We start from the raw sequence: 20525 nt of genomic DNA, 5'->3' as shown, positions 1-20525 counted from the left end.
GCGCTTACTTCGCGGTGGCCGACGGTGCGAGCTTGACGGTCGAGCCGTCGTGAAGCGCGTCGATCTTCGCCGCCAGCACCTGGCTGCCGACACTGACTCCGTCACGCACTTCGACGAACGACGCGTCGTCGGTCTTCAGGCCCAGGGTCACCGTGTGGCGCACCAGCTTGTCCTGTTCGACGGCCAGCACATAGGTCACGCCGCTGTCGCTGCGGATTGCCGAGGTCGGCACCGTCGGCGACGGCGCGCTCTGATCAAGCACCAGTTGCCCCTGCGCGAACATGCCGCCGCGCAAGGCGCCATCGGCGTTGTCGACGGACAGATACAGCTTGATCGACCGCGTGCCGGCATCGGTGGACGGATTGATCCGCTCGACCTTGGCAGTGAACACGCGCTCACCGTAGCCGCCGACCTTGAAGCTGCCGGTCTGGCCGATCTTCACCGACGGAATCTCCGACGCCGGTGCCGGTGCTTCGAGTTCCAGCAGGCCCAGATCGACGATCGCCAGCAGCGGTGAATCCGGCGACACCTTTTCACCCGGCTGCACCATGCGCTGCGAAACGATGCCGGCAATCGGCGCCCGGACCACGGCATCGTCGAGACCGATCTGCGCCAGCCGCGCCTGCGCTTCGGCAACCTTGACGCTGGCGGCGGCGGCGTCATACGCGCTCAGCGCCGAGTCGTAGGCGTTCTTGGAGATGAATTTTTCCTTCAGCATCAGCGCATTGGTTTCGCTGTTGATCTTCGCCAGCGCGAGATCGGCGCGTGCCTTGTCGAGCGAAGCGCGTTGGGAGTCGAACTGGGCACCTAGGTTGCGGATGTCGATGCGCGCCAGCACCTCACCCTTCTTCACTACCTGCCCTTCGCGGACCAGCACTTCCAGCACGTCACCGGAGACGCGGGATTTCACGGTCGCCTGCACCAGCGGCGTCAACGAGCCGGACAGCGGCAGCGAACGCGACAGGGCACGCTGCTCGACCGTCGCGACATCGGCCGCCGCCAGTTCGTAAGGTCCGGTGTACGCCTTGGCGTTCGGGTCAGCCGGCTTTTCGGCAGAGCCGCCACGGGTGGCCATGAAGATCGCGGCGAACGCAGCGACGATCAGCAGGATCACCAGCAAGAGTTTGAGTTTCCCGCCGGCGCTGTCGGCGTGGCGGTTGTGGGTAATGACGCTCATGCAAGGATTCCCTGAGTGGCCCCATTCGGCGCACAGCCTTTCAGGCGCGCAGCCGATCAGACAATGGTGGGTTAGCTGCACTTAAGATGCAGCAACAATGCGCCTTGGATGCGTCAACCGCTGCCTGGGTTTGATCCAGCGTATCGCAGAAGCCTGAGAGGCCGAATTTCCTGCGATCTCAGGCAGTCAGCACCAGATTGTCGCGATGGATCAGCTCTGGCTCGCCCGGATAACCGAGGCGGCTTTCGATCTCGGTACTCGGTGCGCCGATGATGCGGGTCGCTTCGCTGGCGCCGTAGTTGCTCAGGCCGCGAGCGATCTCGCGGCCGTCGAGACCGAGGCAGAGCACCAGATCGCCCCGATCGAACTCGCCGCTGATATGGCGCACGCCGACCGGCAGCAGGCTGCGCCCTTGTTCGCGCAGCACTTTCACGGCGCCATCATCCAGGGTCAGGCGGCCGCGGACCTGCAGCTGTCCGGCGATCCAACGCTTGCGCGAGGCCATCACCGATTGCGCCGGTTTCAGCAGGGTGCCGATCGGCACGCCGCCGGCGATCTTCAGCAGCGCGTCCGGCTCGCGGCCATAGGCGATCACCGTCGAAGCACCCGAGCGCGCCGCCCAGTGTGCCGCGGTGAGCTTGGTACGCATGCCGCCGCGGCCAAGTTCGCCCTTGCTGTCGCCGGCCATGCCGCCGAGGTTGGGGTCGGACAGATCGGCTTCGGACAGCAGCTTGGCATCCGGATTACTGCGCGGATCGGAGTCGTACAGGCCTTGCTGGTCGGTCAGGATCACCAGCAGATCGGCTTCGATCAGGTTGACGGTCAAGGCGCCCAGCGTGTCGTTGTCACCGAGGCGGATTTCGTCGGTGGCGACCGTGTCGTTCTCATTGACCACCGGCACTACGCCAAGCTCCAGCAAGGTGTTCAAGGTGCCGCGCGCGTTCAGATAACGGCCGCGATCGGAGACATCCTCATGGGTCAGCAGGATCTGTGCGGCGCGGATGCCGTGCTTCTCGAACTCGGTTTCATACGCTCGAACCAGACCCATCTGGCCGACTGCGGCCGTGGCCTGCAGCGCGTGCAAGGTGGTCGGCCGCTTCGGTAGACCGAGCCGCGCCATGCCTTCAGCGACGGCGCCGGAAGACACCAGCACGATCTGCCGGCCCTGGGCCCGAAGCACGGCGATCTGCGCGCACCAGTCGGCGATCGCTTCCCGATCCAGCCCACGGCCGCGCGCGGTGACCATCGCGCTGCCGACCTTGATGACCCAGCGACGGCTGGTGTTCAGCGCCTCACGGCTCTTGTTCTGCGTCATGGATTCAGCCTGCGGCGTTGTCGTCGTCAGCGTCGGTTTCGAGATCGGGTTCTGCTGCGGCAGGCGGCGCGTCTTCCAGCAGCGTGTAATCGGGCACGGTGCGGACCGGGGCGTGGGCTTCCACCCACTCCATCGCGTCCTTGCACAGCGGGTCCAGATTGCGGCGCGCGGCGGCCGAGATGCGGTAATGACGGCCCGTCCAGCCGAGGCGTTCGAGGGCGTCGTCGATCAGCGCGTCGGACTCCTCGTCGGTCATCAGATCGATCTTGTTGAACAGCAGCCACTGTTCGCGGCCGGCCAGTTCCTCGCTGAACTCGTTCAGCTCGTTGTTGATCGTTTCGATGTGCTCGACGATGTCGCCTTCGTCCGGCGGCAGGATGTCGACCAGATGCAGCAGCAAGCGGGTGCGCTGCAGATGCTTCAGGAAGCGGATGCCGAGACCCGCGCCTTCGGCAGCGCCTTCGATGATCCCCGGGATGTCGACCATCACGAAGCTGCGATTCATGCCGACCGACACCACGCCGGGCTGCGGGTAAAGCGTCGTGAACGGGTAATCGGCGATCTTCGGACGCGCGGCTGAAACCGAGCCGAGCAGGGTCGACTTGCCAGCGTTCGGCATGCCGAGCAGACCGACATCGGCGAGCACGCTCAGTTCCAGGCGCAGTTCACGGCGCTCGCCCGGCGAGCCGGGGCTGGCACGGCGCGGAGCGCGGTTGGTCGACGACTTGAAACGGGTGTTGCCGAGGCCGTGAAAACCACCGGCGGCAACCTTGATCCGCTGGCCCTTGACGGTCAGCTCGCCGATCAATTCTTCGGTATCGACATCGAATACCTGAGTGCCGAGCGGCATCGGGATTTCGATGTCCGGGCCGCCAGCGCCCTTGCAGTCCGAGCCGGTGCCGTTCTCGCCGCGTTTGGCCTTGAACGTCCGATTGAAGCGGAAATCGGCCAGCGAATTCAGGTTCGGCTCGGAGATCACCCAGACCGTGCCGCCGTCACCGCCGTCACCGCCGTCCGGGCCACCGAACGGGATGGCCCGCTCGCGCCGGAAGCTGACGCAACCGTTGCCGCCATCGCCGGCCTCGACGCGGATGGTGGCTTCGTCAACGAATTTCATGTCTGCAGGTATCTATGGTTCAGCTTGGGGATGCAGCTTCAGGTGCTGCAAATGACAAGGCCCCGTCGTGCGGGGCCTTGTCGCAACACCGGTGCGGATCAGGCCGCGACGATGTCGACGAACTTGCGGCTGTTCGGACCACGGGTAACGAACTTCACATGACCATCCGCCTTCGCGAACAGCGTGTGATCGGTACCGATACCGACGTTCACGCCCGGGTGCACCTGGGTGCCACGCTGACGAATGATGATGTTGCCCGCGATCACCGCTTCGCCGCCGAAGCGCTTGACGCCGAGGCGCTTGGACTTCGAATCGCGACCGTTACGGGTTGATCCGCCTGCTTTCTTATGTGCCATTGCTGTACTCCTGCTTCGAGAGCGCCGCCCTTAGGCGACGATCTCCGTGATCGTGATCGCCGTGTAATTCTGCCGGTGGCCCATTTCCTTGTGGTAGTGCTTGCGGCGGCGGTGCTTGATGATGCGGATCTTGTCGCCGCGGCCGTGGGCCGTGACTTCCGCCTTGACGATGGCGCCAGTGACGATTGGCGCACCGATCGTGATGGCTTCGCCATCGGCAACCATCAGCACTTCGCTGAAGCTGATCGTATCGCCGACGTTGGCGACGATCGTTTCAACCTTGAGGGACTCGCCCGGGGTGACCCGGTACTGCTTGCCACCAGTCTTGATGACTGCGTACATGCTTGATACTCCAAAGAAAATTGCGACTGTCTATTTGCTTTTGTAAGGCTCGAACGCAACGACACGCCAACGCGAGCAGCCCCGTGAACCCGGCATTCTAGTTTTGCCGCTTCGAGAGGTCAAACAGGCCGGAAAGATCGGGACATCCTGAACCCGGATCTGTCCTCATCCAATCTGCCGCCGTCGCCCGGAACCGGCCGACATTGACGCTATGCTGCGGCTCACGGTCATTACGGCAGCAAGCCGCAGGAGCCGCCCCTTCGCTGCCGAACGATTCCCCAAACCGTGACTGGTACTTCAACTCTCGTTCTCGGCTTCCTGCTCGGCCTGCGCCACGCGACCGAGCCCGATCATCTGGTCGCCGTCGCCACCTTGGCGACTCGCCACGGCACCTTGCCGGAAGCGCTGCGCCAAGGCCTGGCCTGGGGCCTCGGTCACACGCTGACCCTGCTGCTGATCGGCAGCATCGTGCTGGTGCTGGAACAGGCGCTGCCGCCGCACTTCGAGCAAGTGCTGGAGCTGGGGGTCTGTCTGATGCTGGTCGTACTCGGCGCCGACGTGCTGCGCCGCACCTTCATCGAGCGCCCGCATTTCCACGCGCATCGCCATGCACCCGGTGAGCCGGCGCATCTGCATGAGCACAGTCATCGCCAGTCGCTCGGCGGCGATGGCAGCGCGTCCTTCGCAGCGATGCAGTTCAGGCCGCTCGCCGCCCGGCCGCATGAAGCGCTGCCGCATGTGCACCGTCATCCTCCGCTATTGCCGCTGCGGGCATTGCTGGTCGGGATGATGCACGGCATGGCCGGCTCCGCAGCGCTGATCGCGCTCAGCATCGGCGCGGCGGAATCGCTGGCCGCCGGCCTGCTCTACATCCTGCTGTTCGGGATTGGCGCGATGGCCGGCATGGCCGTGCTGTCGACTCTGATCGCGGTGCCTTTGCGACTGTCGGCAGGTTCGATGCTGCGCCTGCATCGGCTGCTGACGATCGCAATAGGCCTGCTCAGTGTCAGTCTCGGCGTGCTGACGGCGATCATGATCGGACGTCAGTTGTTCTGACTTACCAGCGCAGCAGCACCGTACCCCAGGTCATGCCGCCGCCAACGCCCTGCAGCATCACCAGATCGGCGGGCTTGATGCGGCCGTCCTTGACCGCCGCGTCCAGCGCCAAAGGCACCGAAGCCGCCGAGGTATTGCCCTGCTGGGCCACGGTGATGACCACCTTGTGCTTCGGCACGCCGACCTTGTCGGCCAGCGTGTTGATGATGCGGATATTGGCCTGGTGCGGCACGTACCAGTCGAGCGCCGAGGCCTTGAGGTTGTTCTTTTCCAAGGCTTCCTGCGCGCACTCGGTCAGCGATTTCACGGCGACGCGATAAACCGCCTGGCCGTCCATCTCCAGATACGGCGAGCCGCGCAGCTGGCCGCCGCTGATGCCGCCCGGCACCTTCAGGATGTGGCTGAAGCTGCCATCGGCATGCAGATGCGAGGACAGGATGCCCGGCGCCTCCGAGGTCTTCAGCACCACCGCACCGGCACCGTCGCCGAACAGCACGCAGGTGCGGCGATCGTTCCAGTCGAGAATCCGCGAGAACACTTCGGCGCCGATCACCAACGCGCATTTGTGCTGCCCGCAGGCCACCAGCTTGTCCGCGATCGCCAGCCCGTAGATGAAGCCGGTGCAGACCGCTTGCACATCGAAAGCCGCGCCCTTGGTGACCCCGAGCTTGGCCTGCACGAGGCAGGCCGTCGACGGGAACACCATGTCCGGCGTCGTCGTCGCGACGATGATCAGATCGATATCGTCGGCGGTCACGCCGGCCGCGAGCATCGCGGCCTGCGCGGCGTGCAGCGCCAGATCGCTGGTCAGCTCATCGTCGGCGGCAACGTGGCGCGCCTCGATGCCGGTACGGCTGACAATCCAGTCGTCACTGGTCTCGATCCGGTCTTCGAGTTCGCGATTGGTGACGATGCGCTTCGGCAGATAGCTGCCGGTACCGACGATGCGTGAGTAGGTCATGTAAGCAAGTTTACCGTGCGGCCGAGGATCGCTGAGGCATCAAGAAGTCTCATTCGAGCTCGATCAGCAGGTCACGAGTGTTCACCGTCGCACCCGGTTTGACGTGGATGGCCTTGACCTTGCCGTCGCGCGGCGCGCCGAGCACGGTCTCCATCTTCATCGCTTCGAGCGCCAGCAGCGGCTCGCCCTTGGCGACCACCTGCCCCTTCTGCACGGCGACCCGGACCACCATGCCCGGCATCGGCGCGCCAACGTGGCTGGTATCGCCCTCATCGGCTTTCGGCGTCTCGAATTGCGCGGTCGCGCCGGCCTTCGGCACGCGCACCAGTCGCGACTGGCCGTTCAGCTCGAAGAACAGCTTGACGATGCCTTCGTCCTCGAACTCGGTGCGGCTTTGCAGACGGATCACCAGCGTCTTGCCGGTGTCGATGTCGACGCTGATTTCTTCCTGGTCCTTCAGACCATAGAAGAAGGTCGGCGTCGGCAAGGTCGAGACATCGCCGTACAGCTTGCGATGCTCGGCGAAGTCGCGGAACACCTTCGGATACATCAGATAGGACGCGAGATCGGCATCGCTCATCTCTTCGCCGACCAGCTTCTCGGCTTCGATCTTGGCGGTCACCAGATCGACCGGCGGCATCGACGCACCCGGTCGTCCCACCAGCGGCGGCTTGCCCTTGAGGATCTTCGTCTGCAGCGCCTTCGGCCAGCCATCCGGCGGCACGCCGAGTTCGCCCTTGAACAGGGACACCACCGATTCCGGGAAATCGATGTCGCGATCCGGGTTGTTGACGTCGTCCGCGGTCAGGCCGTTGCCGACCATGAACAGCGCCATGTCACCGACCACTTTCGAAGTCGGCGTGACCTTGACGATGTCGCCGAACAACTGATTCACCGTCGCGTAGGCACGCGACACTTCCGGCCAGCGCGCTTCGAGACCGAGCGCCCGGCCCTGCTCGCGCAGATTGGTGTACTGGCCGCCCGGCATTTCGTGACGATAGACATCCGCGGTGCCGGAGCGGATATCGGCCTCGAACGGCGCGTAGTAACGACGCGCGCCTTCCCAGTAATCGGAGAGCGACTGCATGGCGTCGAAATCGACCCGCGGATCGCGCTCGGAACCGGACAGCGCCGCGGCAATCGCACCGAGATTCGGCTGCGAGGTGAGCCCGGACATGGAGTCCATCGCGCCATCCACCGCATCGCAACCGGCTTCGATCGCAGCCAGCACGCTGGCAGCAGCGATGCCGCTGGTGTCATGGGTATGGAAATGGATCGGCAGTCCGATCTCGTTCTTCAGTGCCTTGACCAGCTCGCGCGCCGCACGCGGCTTGCAGATGCCGGCCATGTCCTTGATGCCGAGAATGTGCGCGCCGGCCTTCTCGAGCTGCTTCGCCATGTCGACGTAGTACTTGAGGTTGTACTTCGGCCGCGCGCTGTCGAACAGATCGCCGGTGTAGCAGATCGTGCCTTCGCAGACAGCGCCGCTGGCAATGACCGCAGTCATCGCCACCCGCATGTTGTCGACGGCGTTCAGCGAATCGAACACGCGGAAGATGTCGATTCCATTCTTCGCCGCCTGCTGAACGAAGTATTCGACGACATTGTCCGGATAGTTGGTGTAGCCCACCGCGTTGGCCGAACGCAGCAGCATCTGGAACGGAATGTTCGGCACGGCGGCGCGCAGCATCGCCAGACGCTGCCAGGGGTCTTCCTTGAGGAAGCGCATCGCCACGTCGAAGGTGGCACCGCCCCAGCATTCCAGCGACAGCAGGCCCGGCACCAGCCGCGCGTAATACGGCGCGATGTCGACCATGTCCCGCGTACGCATGCGAGTTGCGAACAGACTCTGATGCGCGTCGCGCATCGTGGTGTCGGTCAGCAGCACGTTCGGCTGCGCCTTGATCCAGTCGGCAAAGCCCTTCGGGCCACGCGTCTTCAGTTCATCGCGCAGGCCTTTCGGCACTGGCGTCATCAGATCCACTTTCGGCTTCAGCGGCAGCGCCAGCACACCTTCCGGCGCCTTGCGGCCCTTCATTTCCGGATTGCCGTTGATCGCGACATCACCGATGAAGCGCAGCACCTTGGTGGCGCGATCGCGGCGGGCGGTGAAGCGGAACAGTTCCGGTGTGGTGTCGATGAAACGCGTGGTGCAATCGCCGGACTTGAACAGCGGATGCAGGATGACGTTTTCGAGAAACTGCAGATTGGTCGAAACACCACGAATGCGGAATTCGCGCAGCGCACGATCCATGCGCGCAATCGCCTCCAGCGCGGTCGGCGCCCAGGCCGTCACCTTCACCAGCAGCGAGTCGTAGTACGGCGTGATCACCGCCCCCGAATAGGAGGTACCGCCATCGAGACGCAGACCGAAACCGGCCGGGCTGCGGTAGGCCATGATCCGGCCGTAATCCGGCGTGAAGCCGTTCTCCGGATCTTCGGTGGTGACGCGGCACTGCAGCGCGAAACCATCGAGCTTGACCTTGTCCTGTGCTGGCAGCAGGCCATCGTCGGCGCCGATCTCGGCACCTTCGGACACTCTGATCTGCGCCTTGACGATATCGACGCCGGTGACCTCCTCGGTCACCGTGTGCTCGACCTGGATGCGTGGGTTGACTTCGATGAAGTAGAACTTGTCAGTGTCGGCATCCATCAGGAATTCGACGGTGCCGGCATGCGTGTAGCCCACCTGCTTGCACAGGCGCACCGCCGCATCGCACAGCTCCACTCGCCGTTCCGGCGTCAGGTAATGCGCCGGCGCGCGCTCCACCACCTTCTGGTTGCGGCGCTGCACTGAGCAATCGCGCTCGAACAGATGGATCAGATTGCCGTGCTGGTCGCCGAGCACCTGCACTTCGACATGGCGCGCGCGGCGAATCAGTTTCTCGAAATAGGCTTCATCGTTGCCAAACGCGGCCAGCGATTCGCGGCGCGCCGATTCCACCGCCGACGGCAGCTCCGCTTCGTTCTCGATCGCCCGCATGCCGCGGCCACCGCCACCCCAGCTCGCCTTCAGCATCACCGGATAGCCGATCGCGGCGGCGATCTTCTTCACTTCCTCGATGTCGCGCGGCAAGGCCTGAGAGGCCGACAGCACCGGCACCTTCGCGGCCTCGGCGGCAGCGCGCGCCGCCACCTTGTCGCCGAGCGCGCGCAGTACTTCCGGCTTCGGGCCGACGAACAGGATGCCGGCGGCCGCGCAGGCTTCGGCGAACGTCGGGTTCTCCGACAGGAAGCCGTAGCCCGGATGGATGGCATCGACACCCGCATTCTTGGCGATCCGGATGATGTCCGGAATATCGAGGTAGGCGGCGATCGGCTTCTGCCCCGCGCCCACTACATAACTTTCATCGGCCTTGAAACGGTGCAGCGCAAAGCGATCCTCGTGGGCGTAGATCGATACCGTGCGCACACCCATTTCAGCGGCAGCGCGCATCACCCGGATCGCGATTTCGCCACGATTGGCGACCAGCAGCTTGCGGATGGACATAGTCCTTTTTGAGTCCCTTTGATTTCTGTTGTGGATCGTTGGACAGGCTTGTGACGCGACCAGGCACAGCCACATCTGCCATCCGCACTTATTACAGCACAGGGAGCGTCGACGACCCCCGACTTAGGGCCTGCCCGCGGGTCATGGCCTGACAAAGCTCCCTGCGCAAGCGCTGTGCAAAAAAACGACAAAGCTGCTGAACGGATGCTCCGGATGTTCAGTCAGAGAGTCTGACACCCGCGTTCGGCGCCCCTGATCACTGATCAATCCGATCTTTTTCCCAAGCACATTTAATAGCCATCGGCAATATTTATGTTTGGAGTGAGATACCATTCAACGCGGATGCTCGAAATCGAATAGGCACGCACCGTGTTGCGTCCATCCCATGGAGTCAAGCTTGAAAACCAAAACCCGTTCCAAAAAGGCAGGCAAAGTAATGACATCGGAAACCTCCTCCCCTCGTCGCAAGCGTCAGAGTGGAGTTCGCGGTCGGATTGTCGAGATGCTCGGCACGGGCCCGATGCTCGCCCAGGACATTCTCGAGCGCGGCGGCTTTTCGCCGGCTTCGCTGTATCTGAATCTGAAGGCGCTGAAGTCGGAAGGTGTGGTCGATACCACTCGTGAAGGCCGTTCGGTGCGCTACACGCTCACCGGTGCCGCTGCCAGCGAAGGCAGCGTCGTGGTTGCCAGCGAAGGCAAGATTCGCAAGAAGCCGGGCCGCAAGGCCGGCAGCAAGAACAAGAATGCCGCTGCTCCGGCTGCTGGCGATCTGAAGGGCGCACTCGGCGTGCTGATGGCGCGCCTCGCGCCGATCGACAAGGTCGACGAGAAGCTGATGGTGCTGAACCAGCTGGCCGGCTCGCTGCCAGGTCCGGTGTCGAGCATTCTGAAGTCGGTCATCGACGACCTGAGCCGTCTCTCCGGCAGAAGCTGATGCGATGACTCCAGTCCCGCTGCAGGCCCTGATTTTTGATGTCGACGGCACGCTGGCCGACACCGAACAAGACGGGCACCGGATCGCTTTCAATGGAGCGTTCGAGGCAGCGGGACTGGACTGGCATTGGGATGTGGCGCGCTACGGCGAACTGCTTGCAGTCACCGGCGGCAAGGAACGCATCCGTTATTACCTGACGCAAAGTTATCCGGCCCTGCTGGATGAAGCGGGTATTGACGAGCGTATCGCCCAGCTGCACAAGGCGAAAACCGCGCTCTATTCGAAACTCGTGGCGGGCGGCGCTCTGCCGCTGCGGCCCGGCGTTGCCCGGCTGATTGCCGAAGCTCGCGCTGCTGGCCTGCGCTTGGCGATCGCCACTACAACGACGCCGGAAAACGTCGCAATCCTGCTCGAGCATTCACTGGCGCCGGGCAGCAGCGCCTGGTTTGAAGTGATCGGCGCCGGCGATGTCGTGCCGGCCAAGAAGCCGGCACCGGACATCTATCAATGGGTGCTTGAACGCTTGCAATTGCCGGCTTCGGCCTGCTTGGCGTTCGAGGACTCCGAAAATGGATTGCGCGCCGCACGAGGTGCGGGGCTGACGACCATCGTCACCGTCAATCCCTACACCGAAGATCAGGATTTCGGCGATGCCGAGATCGTGCTGTCCGATCTCGGCACACCGACGGCCGCTTTCCACTGCATTGCCGGTGATGCCGGCACGGCGACTCAAGCCAATATTGAAACGCTGCGGCGCTGGCACGCTCGCAGCACACGGTAGGGCCGGCTCAGGACTCCACTAAGGAGCCACCGGCAAACGCTCCAGCGGCTCCGGCATGTCAGCCAGCCACCAAGCCAACGCCGCCGTCACCGCCACATTGCGGCGCAGATTCTCCGGCTCCACCTTGTCGAGCGTATCGGCAGCACTATGGTGGTAGTCGAAGTAATGACGGGTATCGAGTTTCGGCTGGAAGCCGGGCACGCCGGCATCCTGCAGCGGTGAAATATCGGCACCAAGCGAACGATCGCTGCGATCGATCACCGGTGCGCCAATCGAACCCAGCACCTGCCGGAGCGGTTCCAGACGCGCCATCGAGGCCGGCGTAACTCTGGCATCGAAGCCGAGCGGCCGCCCTGCCCCGGTGTCGCTTTCGATCACCGCGATCTGATTGGCAAGCTGGTCCTTGCGGGCAGCAGAATAGGCCGCCGCTCCGCGCAGGCCGTTTTCTTCGTTCATGAAGGCGACAAAGCGAATCGTGCGCCGTGGCTGCAGGCCGAGATCCTTCATCAGCTTGAGGGTCGCCATGGCCACGACGACGCCGGCACCGTCGTCGATCGCGCCGGTGCCGAGATCCCAGGAATCGAGATGGCCAGAGACGACGACCACTTCGTCCGGCCGCTCGCGGCCGGGCCAGTCGGCGATCACGTTGTAGCTGTCGGCGTCCGGCAAAGTTTTCGGCGTCAACAGCAGTTGCATCGTCACCGGGCCTTTTGCTGCCAGACGCTCGATCAGCAGCGCGTCCTCGACGGTCACCGCCGCCGCCGGAATCCGCCGTCCGCCTTCTTCCCAGCGCGTGTCGCCGGCATGCACCTGGCGGTAGTGGGCGCCGCCGATCGCGCGCACCAGTACTGCCGCTGCCCCCAGCTTGGCTGCGGCCGCCGGGCCACGTAGACGAGGCACCAGACCCTGCACGTACGCGGCACCTGCCTGATCGTTGTCGGCCAGGCTTTGGTCGAAGGGCACGCTGATCAGCACGATGCGGTCGCGCACCCGGGCTTCGTTCAAGCTCAGCTCGGCGAGACTGTGGATCACCAGCACTTCGCGTTTCAGGCCCTTGCCCGGTGTCGCCGCCGAGCCACCGAGCGCGGCCAGCACGATGCGCTGACTGATGCCTTCCGGCCGGCCCGGATATTCGACGAGCTCCGCGCGTTCCTCGCCACGCACCCAATGCGGCACCTTGACTGGCTGCAGGCTCACCTTGGCACCGAGCGCCCGCATCGCGTCGGCAACCATCGTCACGGCGGCGGCGGCCTGCTTCGATCCGGTCAGGCGCGGACCGATGGTGTCGCTGAGCACGGTCAGTTGATCCATCGCGTAATCGCTGCGCAGTGCGGCATCGCGCAGATCGGCCAGCACCGCGATGCGCCCCTGGGTCGCCGACGGTTCTTCATCGGCAGCCACCGCAGTAGCAGCAACGGACATCAGCAGTACGGCAGCAGCCGCAGTCCACCGGGACACAGGCAGGGGCATGAGCGTCTCTATTAATAAGAAGGGTGGCTGGAGTCTACGGCTGCCAACAGCATGACCAATGATTCAAACGAGCAAGGTTCGCGCCGGATCGTGGACAATCCGGCCCACGTTCTTGCGATCTTCCGAGGTGCCCGATGTCTTCTGCAATGCCCGATCTCGTCAACCGTCTCTACAAACTCGCCGCGCGCCCGTTCGGTCTGCCCAAGGCCAGCGACTGGCTGTACGAAACAGTTGCCGTGCCGGCGCCGCAGGACGGCGAACTGCTGATCAAGGTCCGCTACATCTCGCTCGATCCGGCGATGCGCGGCTGGATGAACGAGGGCAAGAGCTACATCAAGCCGGTGGCGATCGGCGAAGTGATGCGCGCCGGCACGCTCGGCGAAGTGATCGCTTCCAAGCATGCCGGGTTCGCGGTCGGCGACTGGGTCACCGGCACGCAGGGCGTGCAGGCCTATGCGATTTCCGACGGCCGCGGCTTGAACAAGGTCGATCCGACCGCCGCACCGCTGCCGACCTGGCTGAACGCGCTCGGCATGCCGGGCATGACCGGCTACTTCGGCCTGCTCGACGTCGGCCAGCCGAAAGCCGGTGAAACCGTGGTCGTGTCGGCGGCGGCTGGCGCCGTCGGCCAGGTGGTCGGCCAGGTCGCCAAGATCATGGGCTGCAAGGTCGTCGGCATCGCCGGTGGCGAGGCGAAGTGCGATTTCGTGGTCAACGAACTCGGCTTCGATGCCTGCATCGACTACAAGCGCGGGCCGATCTTCCCCGGCCTGGCCAAGCACTGTCCGGACGGCGTCGACATCTATTTCGACAATGTCGGCGGCGACATTCTCGACGCGGTGATGGCGCGTCTGCGCATGCGTGCCCGCATCATCGTCTGCGGCGCGATCTCGCAGTACAACAACACCACGCCGATCGCCGGGCCGAAGAACTACCTGTCGCTGCTGGTCAACCGGGCGCGGATGGAAGGCATCGTCGTCTTCGACTGGGCCGATCGCTATCCGGAAGCGATCACAGCGATTGCCGGCTGGATGCGCGAAGGCCGCTATGTGTCGCGCGAGGACATCGTGCCAGGCATCGAGCAGTTTCCAGACACGCTACTGAAGCTGTTCCGCGGCGAGAACTTCGGGAAACTGATCATCGAAGTGGCCTGATCGGCGCCGGGCAAGTCCGGCTTGACCCTCTTCCAGCCGGTCTGTCCACTCATCTGGCAGGCCGCGCCCGGCCTCTGTATAGTGCGCGGCTCGCTGCGTCTGGTCGCGGACGCGGCTTTTGTTGTAATACCCGGAGATTCACATGAAACAGTCATTTGCCATCAGTGCCGAAGTCCGCACGATGCACGGGAAGGGTGCGAGCCGCCGCCTGCGTCGCGAGGGCAAGGTACCCGCCATCATTTACGGTGGCACCGAGAATCCGCAGGCCATCCAGGTCAGCGCCAACGAGCTGATGAAGAGCCTGAAGCACGAGGCCTTCTACTCGGCGATCCTCAACGTCGAAATCGCCGGCAAGGCCGAAAAGGCCGTGCTGAAGGATCTGCACCGCCACCCGGTGCGCAACGACGTGATGCACATGGATCTCCAGCGCGTGCTCGCCAATGTGCTGCTGCGCATGCACATCCCGCTGCACTTCAAGGGCGGCGACGTGGCCCCTGGCGTGAAGACCGGCGGCGGCATCGTCGAACATCAGCAGATCCAAGTCGAAGTCGAGTGCCTGCCGAAGGACCTGCCGGAGTTCATCGAAGTCGATCTGTCCGAGCTGAACCTCAACGACGCCGTGCATCTGTCGCAGCTGAGCCTGGGCGAAGGCGTGCAGTTCGTCGAACTGGTGCGTGGCAACGACATCTCGGTCGCCGCCGTGCATCTGCCGCGTCTGCCGACCGAAGAAGAACTGGCTGAAGACGCCGCCAAGGCTGCTGCCGCAACGCCGGCCGCGGTCGGCAAGGCCAAGGCTGCCGCCAAGGCGCCAGCACCGGCGGCTGCCACCAAGGCCGCCCCAGCGAAGAAGAAGTAAGGCTTCGGGACGGTCCCCGTCCCGGCAGCAACCGACCCGTCCGTTCGCCAGCCGAACGGGCGGGTTTTTCATGAGACGAGTGAGACGAGAGCGATGTCGGAACAGCGCCTGCGTGCCATCGTCGGACTCGGCAATCCGGGTGCGGAATACGAGCGCACGCGACACAACACCGGTTTCTGGTTCGTCGATGCGCTGGCGTCGGCGTATCGCGGCAGCTTTCGCAGCGAACCGAAGTTCAAGGGCGAAGTGGCGCGCATCCGCATCGGCAACGATGAGGTGCTGCTGCTCAAGCCGATGACCTTCATGAACAAGAGCGGCGAGGCCATCCAGCCGCTGGCGGCGTTCTACAAGATCGCGCCTGGCGACATCCTGGTCGCCCACGATGAACTCGATCTGCCGGTCGGCACGATGAAACTCAAGCGCGCCGGCGGTCACGGCGGTCATAACGGTTTGCGCAGCGTGCATCAGCATCTGGGCGAGGAATACCTGCGCCTGCGTATCGGCATCGGTCATCCAGGCACCAAGGATCAGGTGCTCGGCTATGTGCTCGGCAGGCCGAACAGTGCCGATGACAAGCTGATCCGCGACGGTCTGATCGACGCCATGAATGCAGTACCGGTCTGGCTCGACCAGACGCTGGAAAAAGCCATGCAGAAGCTGCACAGCGCGCCGCCAGCCGCGCCCGTTTCCAAGCCCCCTTCCAACTAGTCATCACGCCGCACACAGGATTCGAAACCATGGGCATTCAATGCGGCATCGTCGGTCTCCCGAACGTCGGCAAGTCGACCTTGTTCAACGCGCTGACCAAGGCGCAGATCGCCGCCGAGAACTATCCGTTCTGCACGATCGATCCGAACGTCGGCGTGGTCGGCGTGCCTGATCCGCGTCTCGAGGCGCTGGCGAAGATCGTCAAGCCTCTGAAGATCCTTCCGGCCACCGTCGAGTTCGTCGACATCGCCGGACTGGTCGAAGGTGCTGCCGAAGGCAAGGGCAAGGGCAATGCCTTCCTGTCGCACATCCGCGATACCGATGCGATCGCCCACGTCGTTCGCTGCTTCGTCGATGACGACGTCATCCACGTGATGGACAGCGTCGACCCGATCCGCGACATCGAAGTGATCGGCACCGAACTCGCCCTCGCCGATCTCGAGCGCGTCACCAAGGCGCTGGAGCGCTCGACCAAGCTGGCCAAGTCCGGCAACGCCGAAGCGATCGCCCGCAGCGCTTGCCTCACCCGCGTGCAGGCGCACCTGAACAATGCCGAAGCGGTGCGCGGCATGACGCTGGATGCCGACGAGAAACTGATCGTCAGGGAACTGCAGCTGATCACCGCCAAGCCGGGCCTGTACATCGCCAACGTCGATGAAGCGGGCTTAAGCGGCAATGAGTACGTCGATCGGGTCAAGGCGCTTGCGGCGAAGGAAGGCGCCACCGTGGTCGTGGTCTGCGCCCAGATCGAAGCCGAAATCGCCCAGCTCGACGACGCCGACAAGAAGGACTTCCTCGAATCCCTCGGCCTTGAAGAACCGGGCCTGAACCGCGTGATCCGCAGCGCCTATGCGCTGCTCGGCCTGCAGACCTACTTCACTGCCGGCGTGCAGGAAGTACGCGCCTGGACGGTCAAGGTCGGTGCCACCGGCCCGCAGGCGGCCGGCGTCATCCACACCGATTTCGAGCGCGGCTTCATCCGCGCCGAAGTCATCGCCTATGACGATTACGTCCAATACAAGGGCGAACCGGGCGCCAAGGAAGCCGGCCGCTGGCGTCTGGAAGGCAAGGAATACATCGTCAAGGAAGGCGACGTCATGCACTTCCGCTTCAACGTCTGAGTCTGCTGTCGGTGGTCGTTGGCGCCAAAGGCTGCCGACGACCGCCAGGCGGTTGCAGAAAGCGAATGGCGGTGCCGATAGCGGTGGATGAGCCTTCTTCCACGCTTCGCCATGACCCCGTCCAGCCACGACACGCTGATCGAGCGCCTGCGTGCCTGGTCCTGCGAGCCCTGCGCCGCATTGTTCGTGATCGACATCCGCCATCTGCGTTCGGTGAATCGCATCGCTGGTGCGGCCGAGGGCGATGCGGTGATCGCCCAGGTCGAACAACTGCTGCATGAATGGATCGGCAAGCACGGCATCGCCGGCCGTTTGTGGAGCAACGAGTTCGTCGCCGCGCGGATCATCGATCACCCGCAGATGGCGATCGACGATGCCATCGATCTGCGTGATCGACTGACCGCGCTGCGCTTCCGCGCGCCGCTCGGCGAAAGCCCGGTTTCGGTATCGATCGGCGTCCGGGTCGTGCGCCCGGGCATCAACTGGATCGAAGCACTGAGCGAGGCTGGCGAGGCCTGCGAGCAGAGCAAGCATCTCGGTCTGAATCAGGTCGCCTTGCATAACGCGAGTGGCACGGCGCTGCGCAAGCCGCCGGTCAATGCCGGCGACGTCACCCAGTTCCGCAAGCTGATGGCCGCCGGCCGGCTGTCCTTGCATCCGCAGCCGATCATGGATATCCGCCGCGGCGAGCCGCGCCTGCGCAAGGCCGAGTTCCTGCTCCGCATGGAAAAGAAAGGCGTCTTCATGCCGGTGCCCGCCGGCACCATCGAAACACTTGAATACTTCGGCCTGATCAACGAACTCGATCGCTTCTCGACCCAGTTCATCCTCGACTGGCTGGCCGACAACCGCGGCGCGCTCGGTCGCCTGCAGAGCGTGTCGATCAACCTGTCGGCGCGCTCGATCGTCGACGGCCGCTTCATGGACGAGCTGCTGCGCGACGTGAAGAACGCGGGCCTGCCGCCGGGAAAACTCTGTTTCGAAATCACCGAAACTGCGGCGATCGAGAACCTCGATATCGCCGCCGACGTGATCCGCACCTTCCGCGCCGCAGGCGTCAGCTTCAGCCTCGATGACTTCGGCTCCGGCCTGTGTTCGTTCGGCTACCTGCAGCGGCTGCCGGTCGACGAGGTCAAGATCGACGGCTGCTTCATCAAGGAAGTGGCGCAGAGCGGCGCCTCGCAGGAAATCGTCCGCGCCATCCACCAGGTCGCCCACGCCACCGGCAAGCGCACGGTCGCCGAGTTCGTCGACGATCCGCGCAAGCTCGCCGCGCTGCGCGAGATCGGCGTCGACTACGCCCAGGGCTGGCTGTTCTATCCGACGGTGACGCCGGAAAAATTCCTCGAACTGGTCGCCGCCCAAGAATAAGCCGCGGCTATCTCGAGCCGCGCTGCGCGGCGTACAGCGCCGTCAGATCCTGCATCGTCAAGGTACCGATGATGTTGCGGGCATCGTCGAGCAATTCGTACAGCAAGCCATCGCTGCCACGGATGCTGAACAGCACGATGACATCTTCGGCACCACCGCCTTCGCGATGCGGTTCCGGATTGGGCGGGCTGATCGTGTAGCTGCCGGTCGGCCGGATTTCCTTGATGCGGCCGTCGGGCTCGTACAGGCGATGTTCTCCCTGCACGACGAAGGTGTGATTCAGGGCCAGGTGCCGGTGCAGGACAATCTGCTCGTTGGCAGCGAAGCGGAACAGCACATCGGCCGTCTGGCGTGGCGGATCGATGCTCAGCACGGTGTATTCGAGATGCGCGATGCCGTCGAGGCGGCTCCACTGGATCTGTCGGTCATCGAAGCGTCCATCGGCCATCGGCGTTCTCCTCGTCATCATCGCTGCCGTGCCGGTTCACGACGAACCCGCTGGGTGGCAAGCGGAATCATCGCCGAGCCGTTGGCCCGAACGCTATGAAGGCGCGCCCCTATACGGCCCCGGGATATCTGCTCGGAGCCGATGCCGAAAATCACACCCGCAGGGCTCGGCACGAAGAAACGCCTTGTTTTCAATCGCTCGCAACGGCAATGCGAATTCGTTAGCAATCCGATGGAACTGCGTTAGGACTGCCAGCCAGTCCGGACCCGAGCCTTGCCCCACACCTTCCAGCAGGGCGTGGTCATGGGCGCTTCCGCCATCCGTTACGAAAACTGGCTGCCGTCGCCGACCGACAGCGGCGTCCAGTGGTGGCCGTCGCCACCTCCCCCGGGCAGCGAGCCGGTAACGACCGAAGCGCCGAAACCAGGACCAGAGCAGGCGCCGAACGACACCACGCCGCTCCCGCCCCCGAGAGACGACGACACAGGCGGAAGCGGCCAGGCACGGTCATGACCCAGCTCGCCATCGAAGTGATCAGCGGCGACGAGCTGCGTCGCAACGCCTGGCTACGCACCGAACTGGCCCTGCTCGCCGCACCGAGCTACGACGACGCCAGCGCGATCCTGGCCCGCGAAGTCGCCGCCTGCAGCCACCTCTACATCGGCCGCGAGGGCCAGGGACAGCTTGCCGGCTTCTTCATGACCAGCCGCGAAGATCTGAGCGCCGTCCACGGCCTGCCCTTGGACCTGGCGCTGGTCCATGTCGGCTGGAGCGCCTGTCGGAATGATCTGAAGAACAGCGGTGCGACGATGGCGCTGTTCGAACGCTGCATCGTCGATACCCAAGTCTGGGAACACAAACTGGGCCGTAGCGCGCTGCTGTGGTCGACCACTGCGTCACCGACGATCTATCTCGGCGTATCGCGCTACCTCGCCAACGTCGAGCCACGTTGCGACGGCAGCTACAGCAGCGATGGCGCCCGCCTTGCGCACTGGCTGCGCGAACGCCTCGGCGCACCGGCTGCTGCAGAAGGCGAACACCCTTTCGCCCTGCGCGGCATCGCCACCTCCACGCGCTACTCCTGCGCAGAGCGCGAACGCATCGCCCGGATCGTCGAACGCAAGCAGTTCGGGCTGTTCGCCCAGCTCGACATCGATGAAGCCCGCGAAGACCGCCTGATCTTCATCGCCCGTACCCCGGCCCAGATCGGCACCGCCCTGTCGCGCGCCTCGATGCTGGCGCTGATGAGCCGTAACCGCCGCACGCGACGGAGGACTGCATGATGGCCGAACTATTCACTTTCGATATCTGGACGGTCAGCCTGCTGATCGCCTTCGCCACCTGCCTGCTCAGCTTCAACTGGGGCATGTACCGCTTCTTCACCGAACCCAGCGGCAGCAACAGCGGCATCGACACCATCAAGCTGCTCGGTACCGCGCTGGGTTTCATCAGCCTGAGTGGCATTCCCCTGTTCGGCATCGCCTCGGCGCTCGGCGGCCTGACTGCCTTGCTGCTCTGTGCCGCAAGCCTCGCCCTGTTCTGGTGGGCCATCCGCGCCAACCGGACCCGCCCGCTGAGCTTCGCGTTCTCCGAAGACGAACCCAGTCACCTGGTCAGCACCGGCCCGTATCGCTGGATTCGCCATCCGTTCTACAGCGCCTACCTGCTGGCCTGGCTCGCCGTTCCCGTCGCCACACTTCAGCCGCTGATGCTGATGCCGCTACTGGCGATGGGTGCGATCTATGTGTCGGCGGCGCGGGTCGAGGAAGGAAAGTTCGAGACCAGCGTGCTGGCAGCGGCTTACGCCCGGTACCGCGACGCGACGGGAGCGTTCCTGCCACGCCGCTGGCATTGAACCGATTGGCTGT

18 protein-coding genes and 1 pseudogene are annotated in these 20525 nt (G+C 64.3%); 10 read left to right on the top strand and 9 right to left on the bottom strand.

Annotated features, from left to right (window positions below; all coding sequences use genetic code 11):
- Window positions 1-4: 4 nt before the first annotated feature.
- The 5 genes and pseudogenes from G513_RS20820 to rplU all read right to left on the bottom strand — a co-directional run bounded on the left by G513_RS20820 (window position 5) and on the right by rplU (window position 4307).
- Window positions 5-1177 carry an efflux RND transporter periplasmic adaptor subunit gene (locus tag G513_RS20820; protein ID WP_022975092.1) on the bottom strand — a complete coding sequence of 391 codons (1173 nt, stop codon included), beginning with the start codon at window positions 1175-1177 and terminating at the stop codon, window positions 5-7.
- 178 nt (window positions 1178-1355) lie between these two features.
- A complete protein-coding gene (gene proB, locus G513_RS0101655; protein WP_022975091.1) occupies window positions 1356-2492 on the bottom strand; it encodes a glutamate 5-kinase in 1137 nt (378 codons plus the stop codon).
- Between the two features lie 112 nt (window positions 2493-2604).
- A pseudogene (cgtA, locus tag G513_RS0101650) lies at window positions 2605-3609 on the bottom strand (Obg family GTPase CgtA); the annotation flags it as partial.
- A gap of 98 nt (window positions 3610-3707) precedes the next feature.
- Window positions 3708-3965: a 50S ribosomal protein L27 gene (rpmA, locus tag G513_RS0101645; RefSeq protein WP_022975089.1), complete on the bottom strand. Its 258-nt coding sequence runs from the start codon at window positions 3963-3965 to the stop codon at window positions 3708-3710.
- 30 nt (window positions 3966-3995) lie between these two features.
- Window positions 3996-4307: a 50S ribosomal protein L21 gene (gene rplU / locus G513_RS0101640; protein WP_022975088.1), complete on the bottom strand. Its 312-nt coding sequence runs from the start codon at window positions 4305-4307 to the stop codon at window positions 3996-3998.
- A gap of 285 nt (window positions 4308-4592) precedes the next feature.
- Between rplU and G513_RS0101635 the strand changes: the two genes are divergently transcribed.
- Window positions 4593-5363: an urease accessory protein gene (locus tag G513_RS0101635; protein ID WP_022975087.1), complete on the top strand. Its 771-nt coding sequence runs from the start codon at window positions 4593-4595 to the stop codon at window positions 5361-5363.
- A gap of 1 nt (window position 5364) precedes the next feature.
- Here G513_RS0101635 and G513_RS0101630 read toward each other — a convergent pair whose 3' ends face one another.
- On the bottom strand, window positions 5365-6324 hold the full coding sequence (locus G513_RS0101630; RefSeq protein WP_022975086.1) for a beta-ketoacyl-ACP synthase III: 960 nt from the start codon (window positions 6322-6324) through the stop codon (window positions 5365-5367).
- A 49-nt stretch (window positions 6325-6373) separates the two neighbouring features.
- Window positions 6374-9814 (bottom strand): pyruvate carboxylase, encoded by a 3441-nt coding sequence (locus tag G513_RS0101625; RefSeq protein WP_022975085.1) that lies wholly within the window; start codon window positions 9812-9814, stop codon window positions 6374-6376.
- Window positions 9815-10316: 502 nt separating this feature from the next.
- Here G513_RS0101625 and G513_RS0101620 point away from each other — a divergent pair.
- The gene (locus G513_RS0101620) at window positions 10317-10748 is read left to right on the top strand and encodes an ArsR/SmtB family transcription factor (protein ID WP_022975084.1); all 432 of its coding nucleotides are present in this window, start codon (window positions 10317-10319) and stop codon (window positions 10746-10748) included.
- 4 nt (window positions 10749-10752) lie between these two features.
- Window positions 10753-11529: an HAD family hydrolase gene (locus G513_RS0101615; protein WP_022975083.1), complete on the top strand. Its 777-nt coding sequence runs from the start codon at window positions 10753-10755 to the stop codon at window positions 11527-11529.
- A gap of 18 nt (window positions 11530-11547) precedes the next feature.
- Here G513_RS0101615 and G513_RS0101610 read toward each other — a convergent pair whose 3' ends face one another.
- Window positions 11548-12951, bottom strand: a complete 1404-nt coding sequence (locus G513_RS0101610) for a M20/M25/M40 family metallo-hydrolase (RefSeq protein WP_245563051.1) — start codon at window positions 12949-12951, stop codon at window positions 11548-11550.
- Between the two features lie 182 nt (window positions 12952-13133).
- Here G513_RS0101610 and G513_RS0101605 point away from each other — a divergent pair, with 182 nt between their 5' ends.
- From G513_RS0101605 to G513_RS0101585, 5 genes are all read left to right on the top strand, one after another.
- A complete protein-coding gene (locus G513_RS0101605) occupies window positions 13134-14153 on the top strand; it encodes an NADP-dependent oxidoreductase (protein WP_028475013.1) in 1020 nt (339 codons plus the stop codon).
- Window positions 14154-14295: 142 nt separating this feature from the next.
- Entirely contained in the window at window positions 14296-15009 is a 714-nt protein-coding gene (locus G513_RS0101600; protein WP_022975080.1) for a 50S ribosomal protein L25/general stress protein Ctc, read from the top strand.
- A 93-nt stretch (window positions 15010-15102) separates the two neighbouring features.
- A complete protein-coding gene (gene pth / locus G513_RS0101595) occupies window positions 15103-15717 on the top strand; it encodes an aminoacyl-tRNA hydrolase (protein WP_022975079.1) in 615 nt (204 codons plus the stop codon).
- A 29-nt stretch (window positions 15718-15746) separates the two neighbouring features.
- Window positions 15747-16838 carry a redox-regulated ATPase YchF gene (gene ychF / locus G513_RS0101590; protein ID WP_022975078.1) on the top strand — a complete coding sequence of 364 codons (1092 nt, stop codon included), beginning with the start codon at window positions 15747-15749 and terminating at the stop codon, window positions 16836-16838.
- A gap of 111 nt (window positions 16839-16949) precedes the next feature.
- Window positions 16950-18209, top strand: coding sequence for an EAL domain-containing protein (locus G513_RS0101585; protein ID WP_022975077.1), 1260 nt, complete (start codon window positions 16950-16952; stop codon window positions 18207-18209).
- A gap of 7 nt (window positions 18210-18216) precedes the next feature.
- Here the strand turns inward: G513_RS0101585 and G513_RS0101580 are convergent, their stop codons facing one another.
- Window positions 18217-18657, bottom strand: coding sequence for a cupin domain-containing protein (locus G513_RS0101580; RefSeq protein WP_022975076.1), 441 nt, complete (start codon window positions 18655-18657; stop codon window positions 18217-18219).
- Window positions 18658-19166: 509 nt separating this feature from the next.
- On the opposite strand from G513_RS0101580, the gene G513_RS0101570 reads away from it, so the two are divergent.
- Entirely contained in the window at window positions 19167-19940 is a 774-nt protein-coding gene (locus G513_RS0101570; protein ID WP_022975074.1) for a hypothetical protein, read from the top strand.
- Entirely contained in the window at window positions 19937-20512 is a 576-nt protein-coding gene (locus G513_RS24570) for a methyltransferase family protein (RefSeq protein WP_084711288.1), read from the top strand. The genes G513_RS0101570 and G513_RS24570 overlap by 4 nt, the downstream gene beginning before the upstream one ends.
- Window positions 20513-20525 lie beyond the last annotated feature (13 nt).

This window comes from Nevskia ramosa DSM 11499 (assembly GCF_000420645.1).
Lineage (GTDB): Bacteria > Pseudomonadota > Gammaproteobacteria > Nevskiales > Nevskiaceae > Nevskia > Nevskia ramosa.
This window is presented reverse-complemented; position numbering and strand designations above follow the sequence as displayed.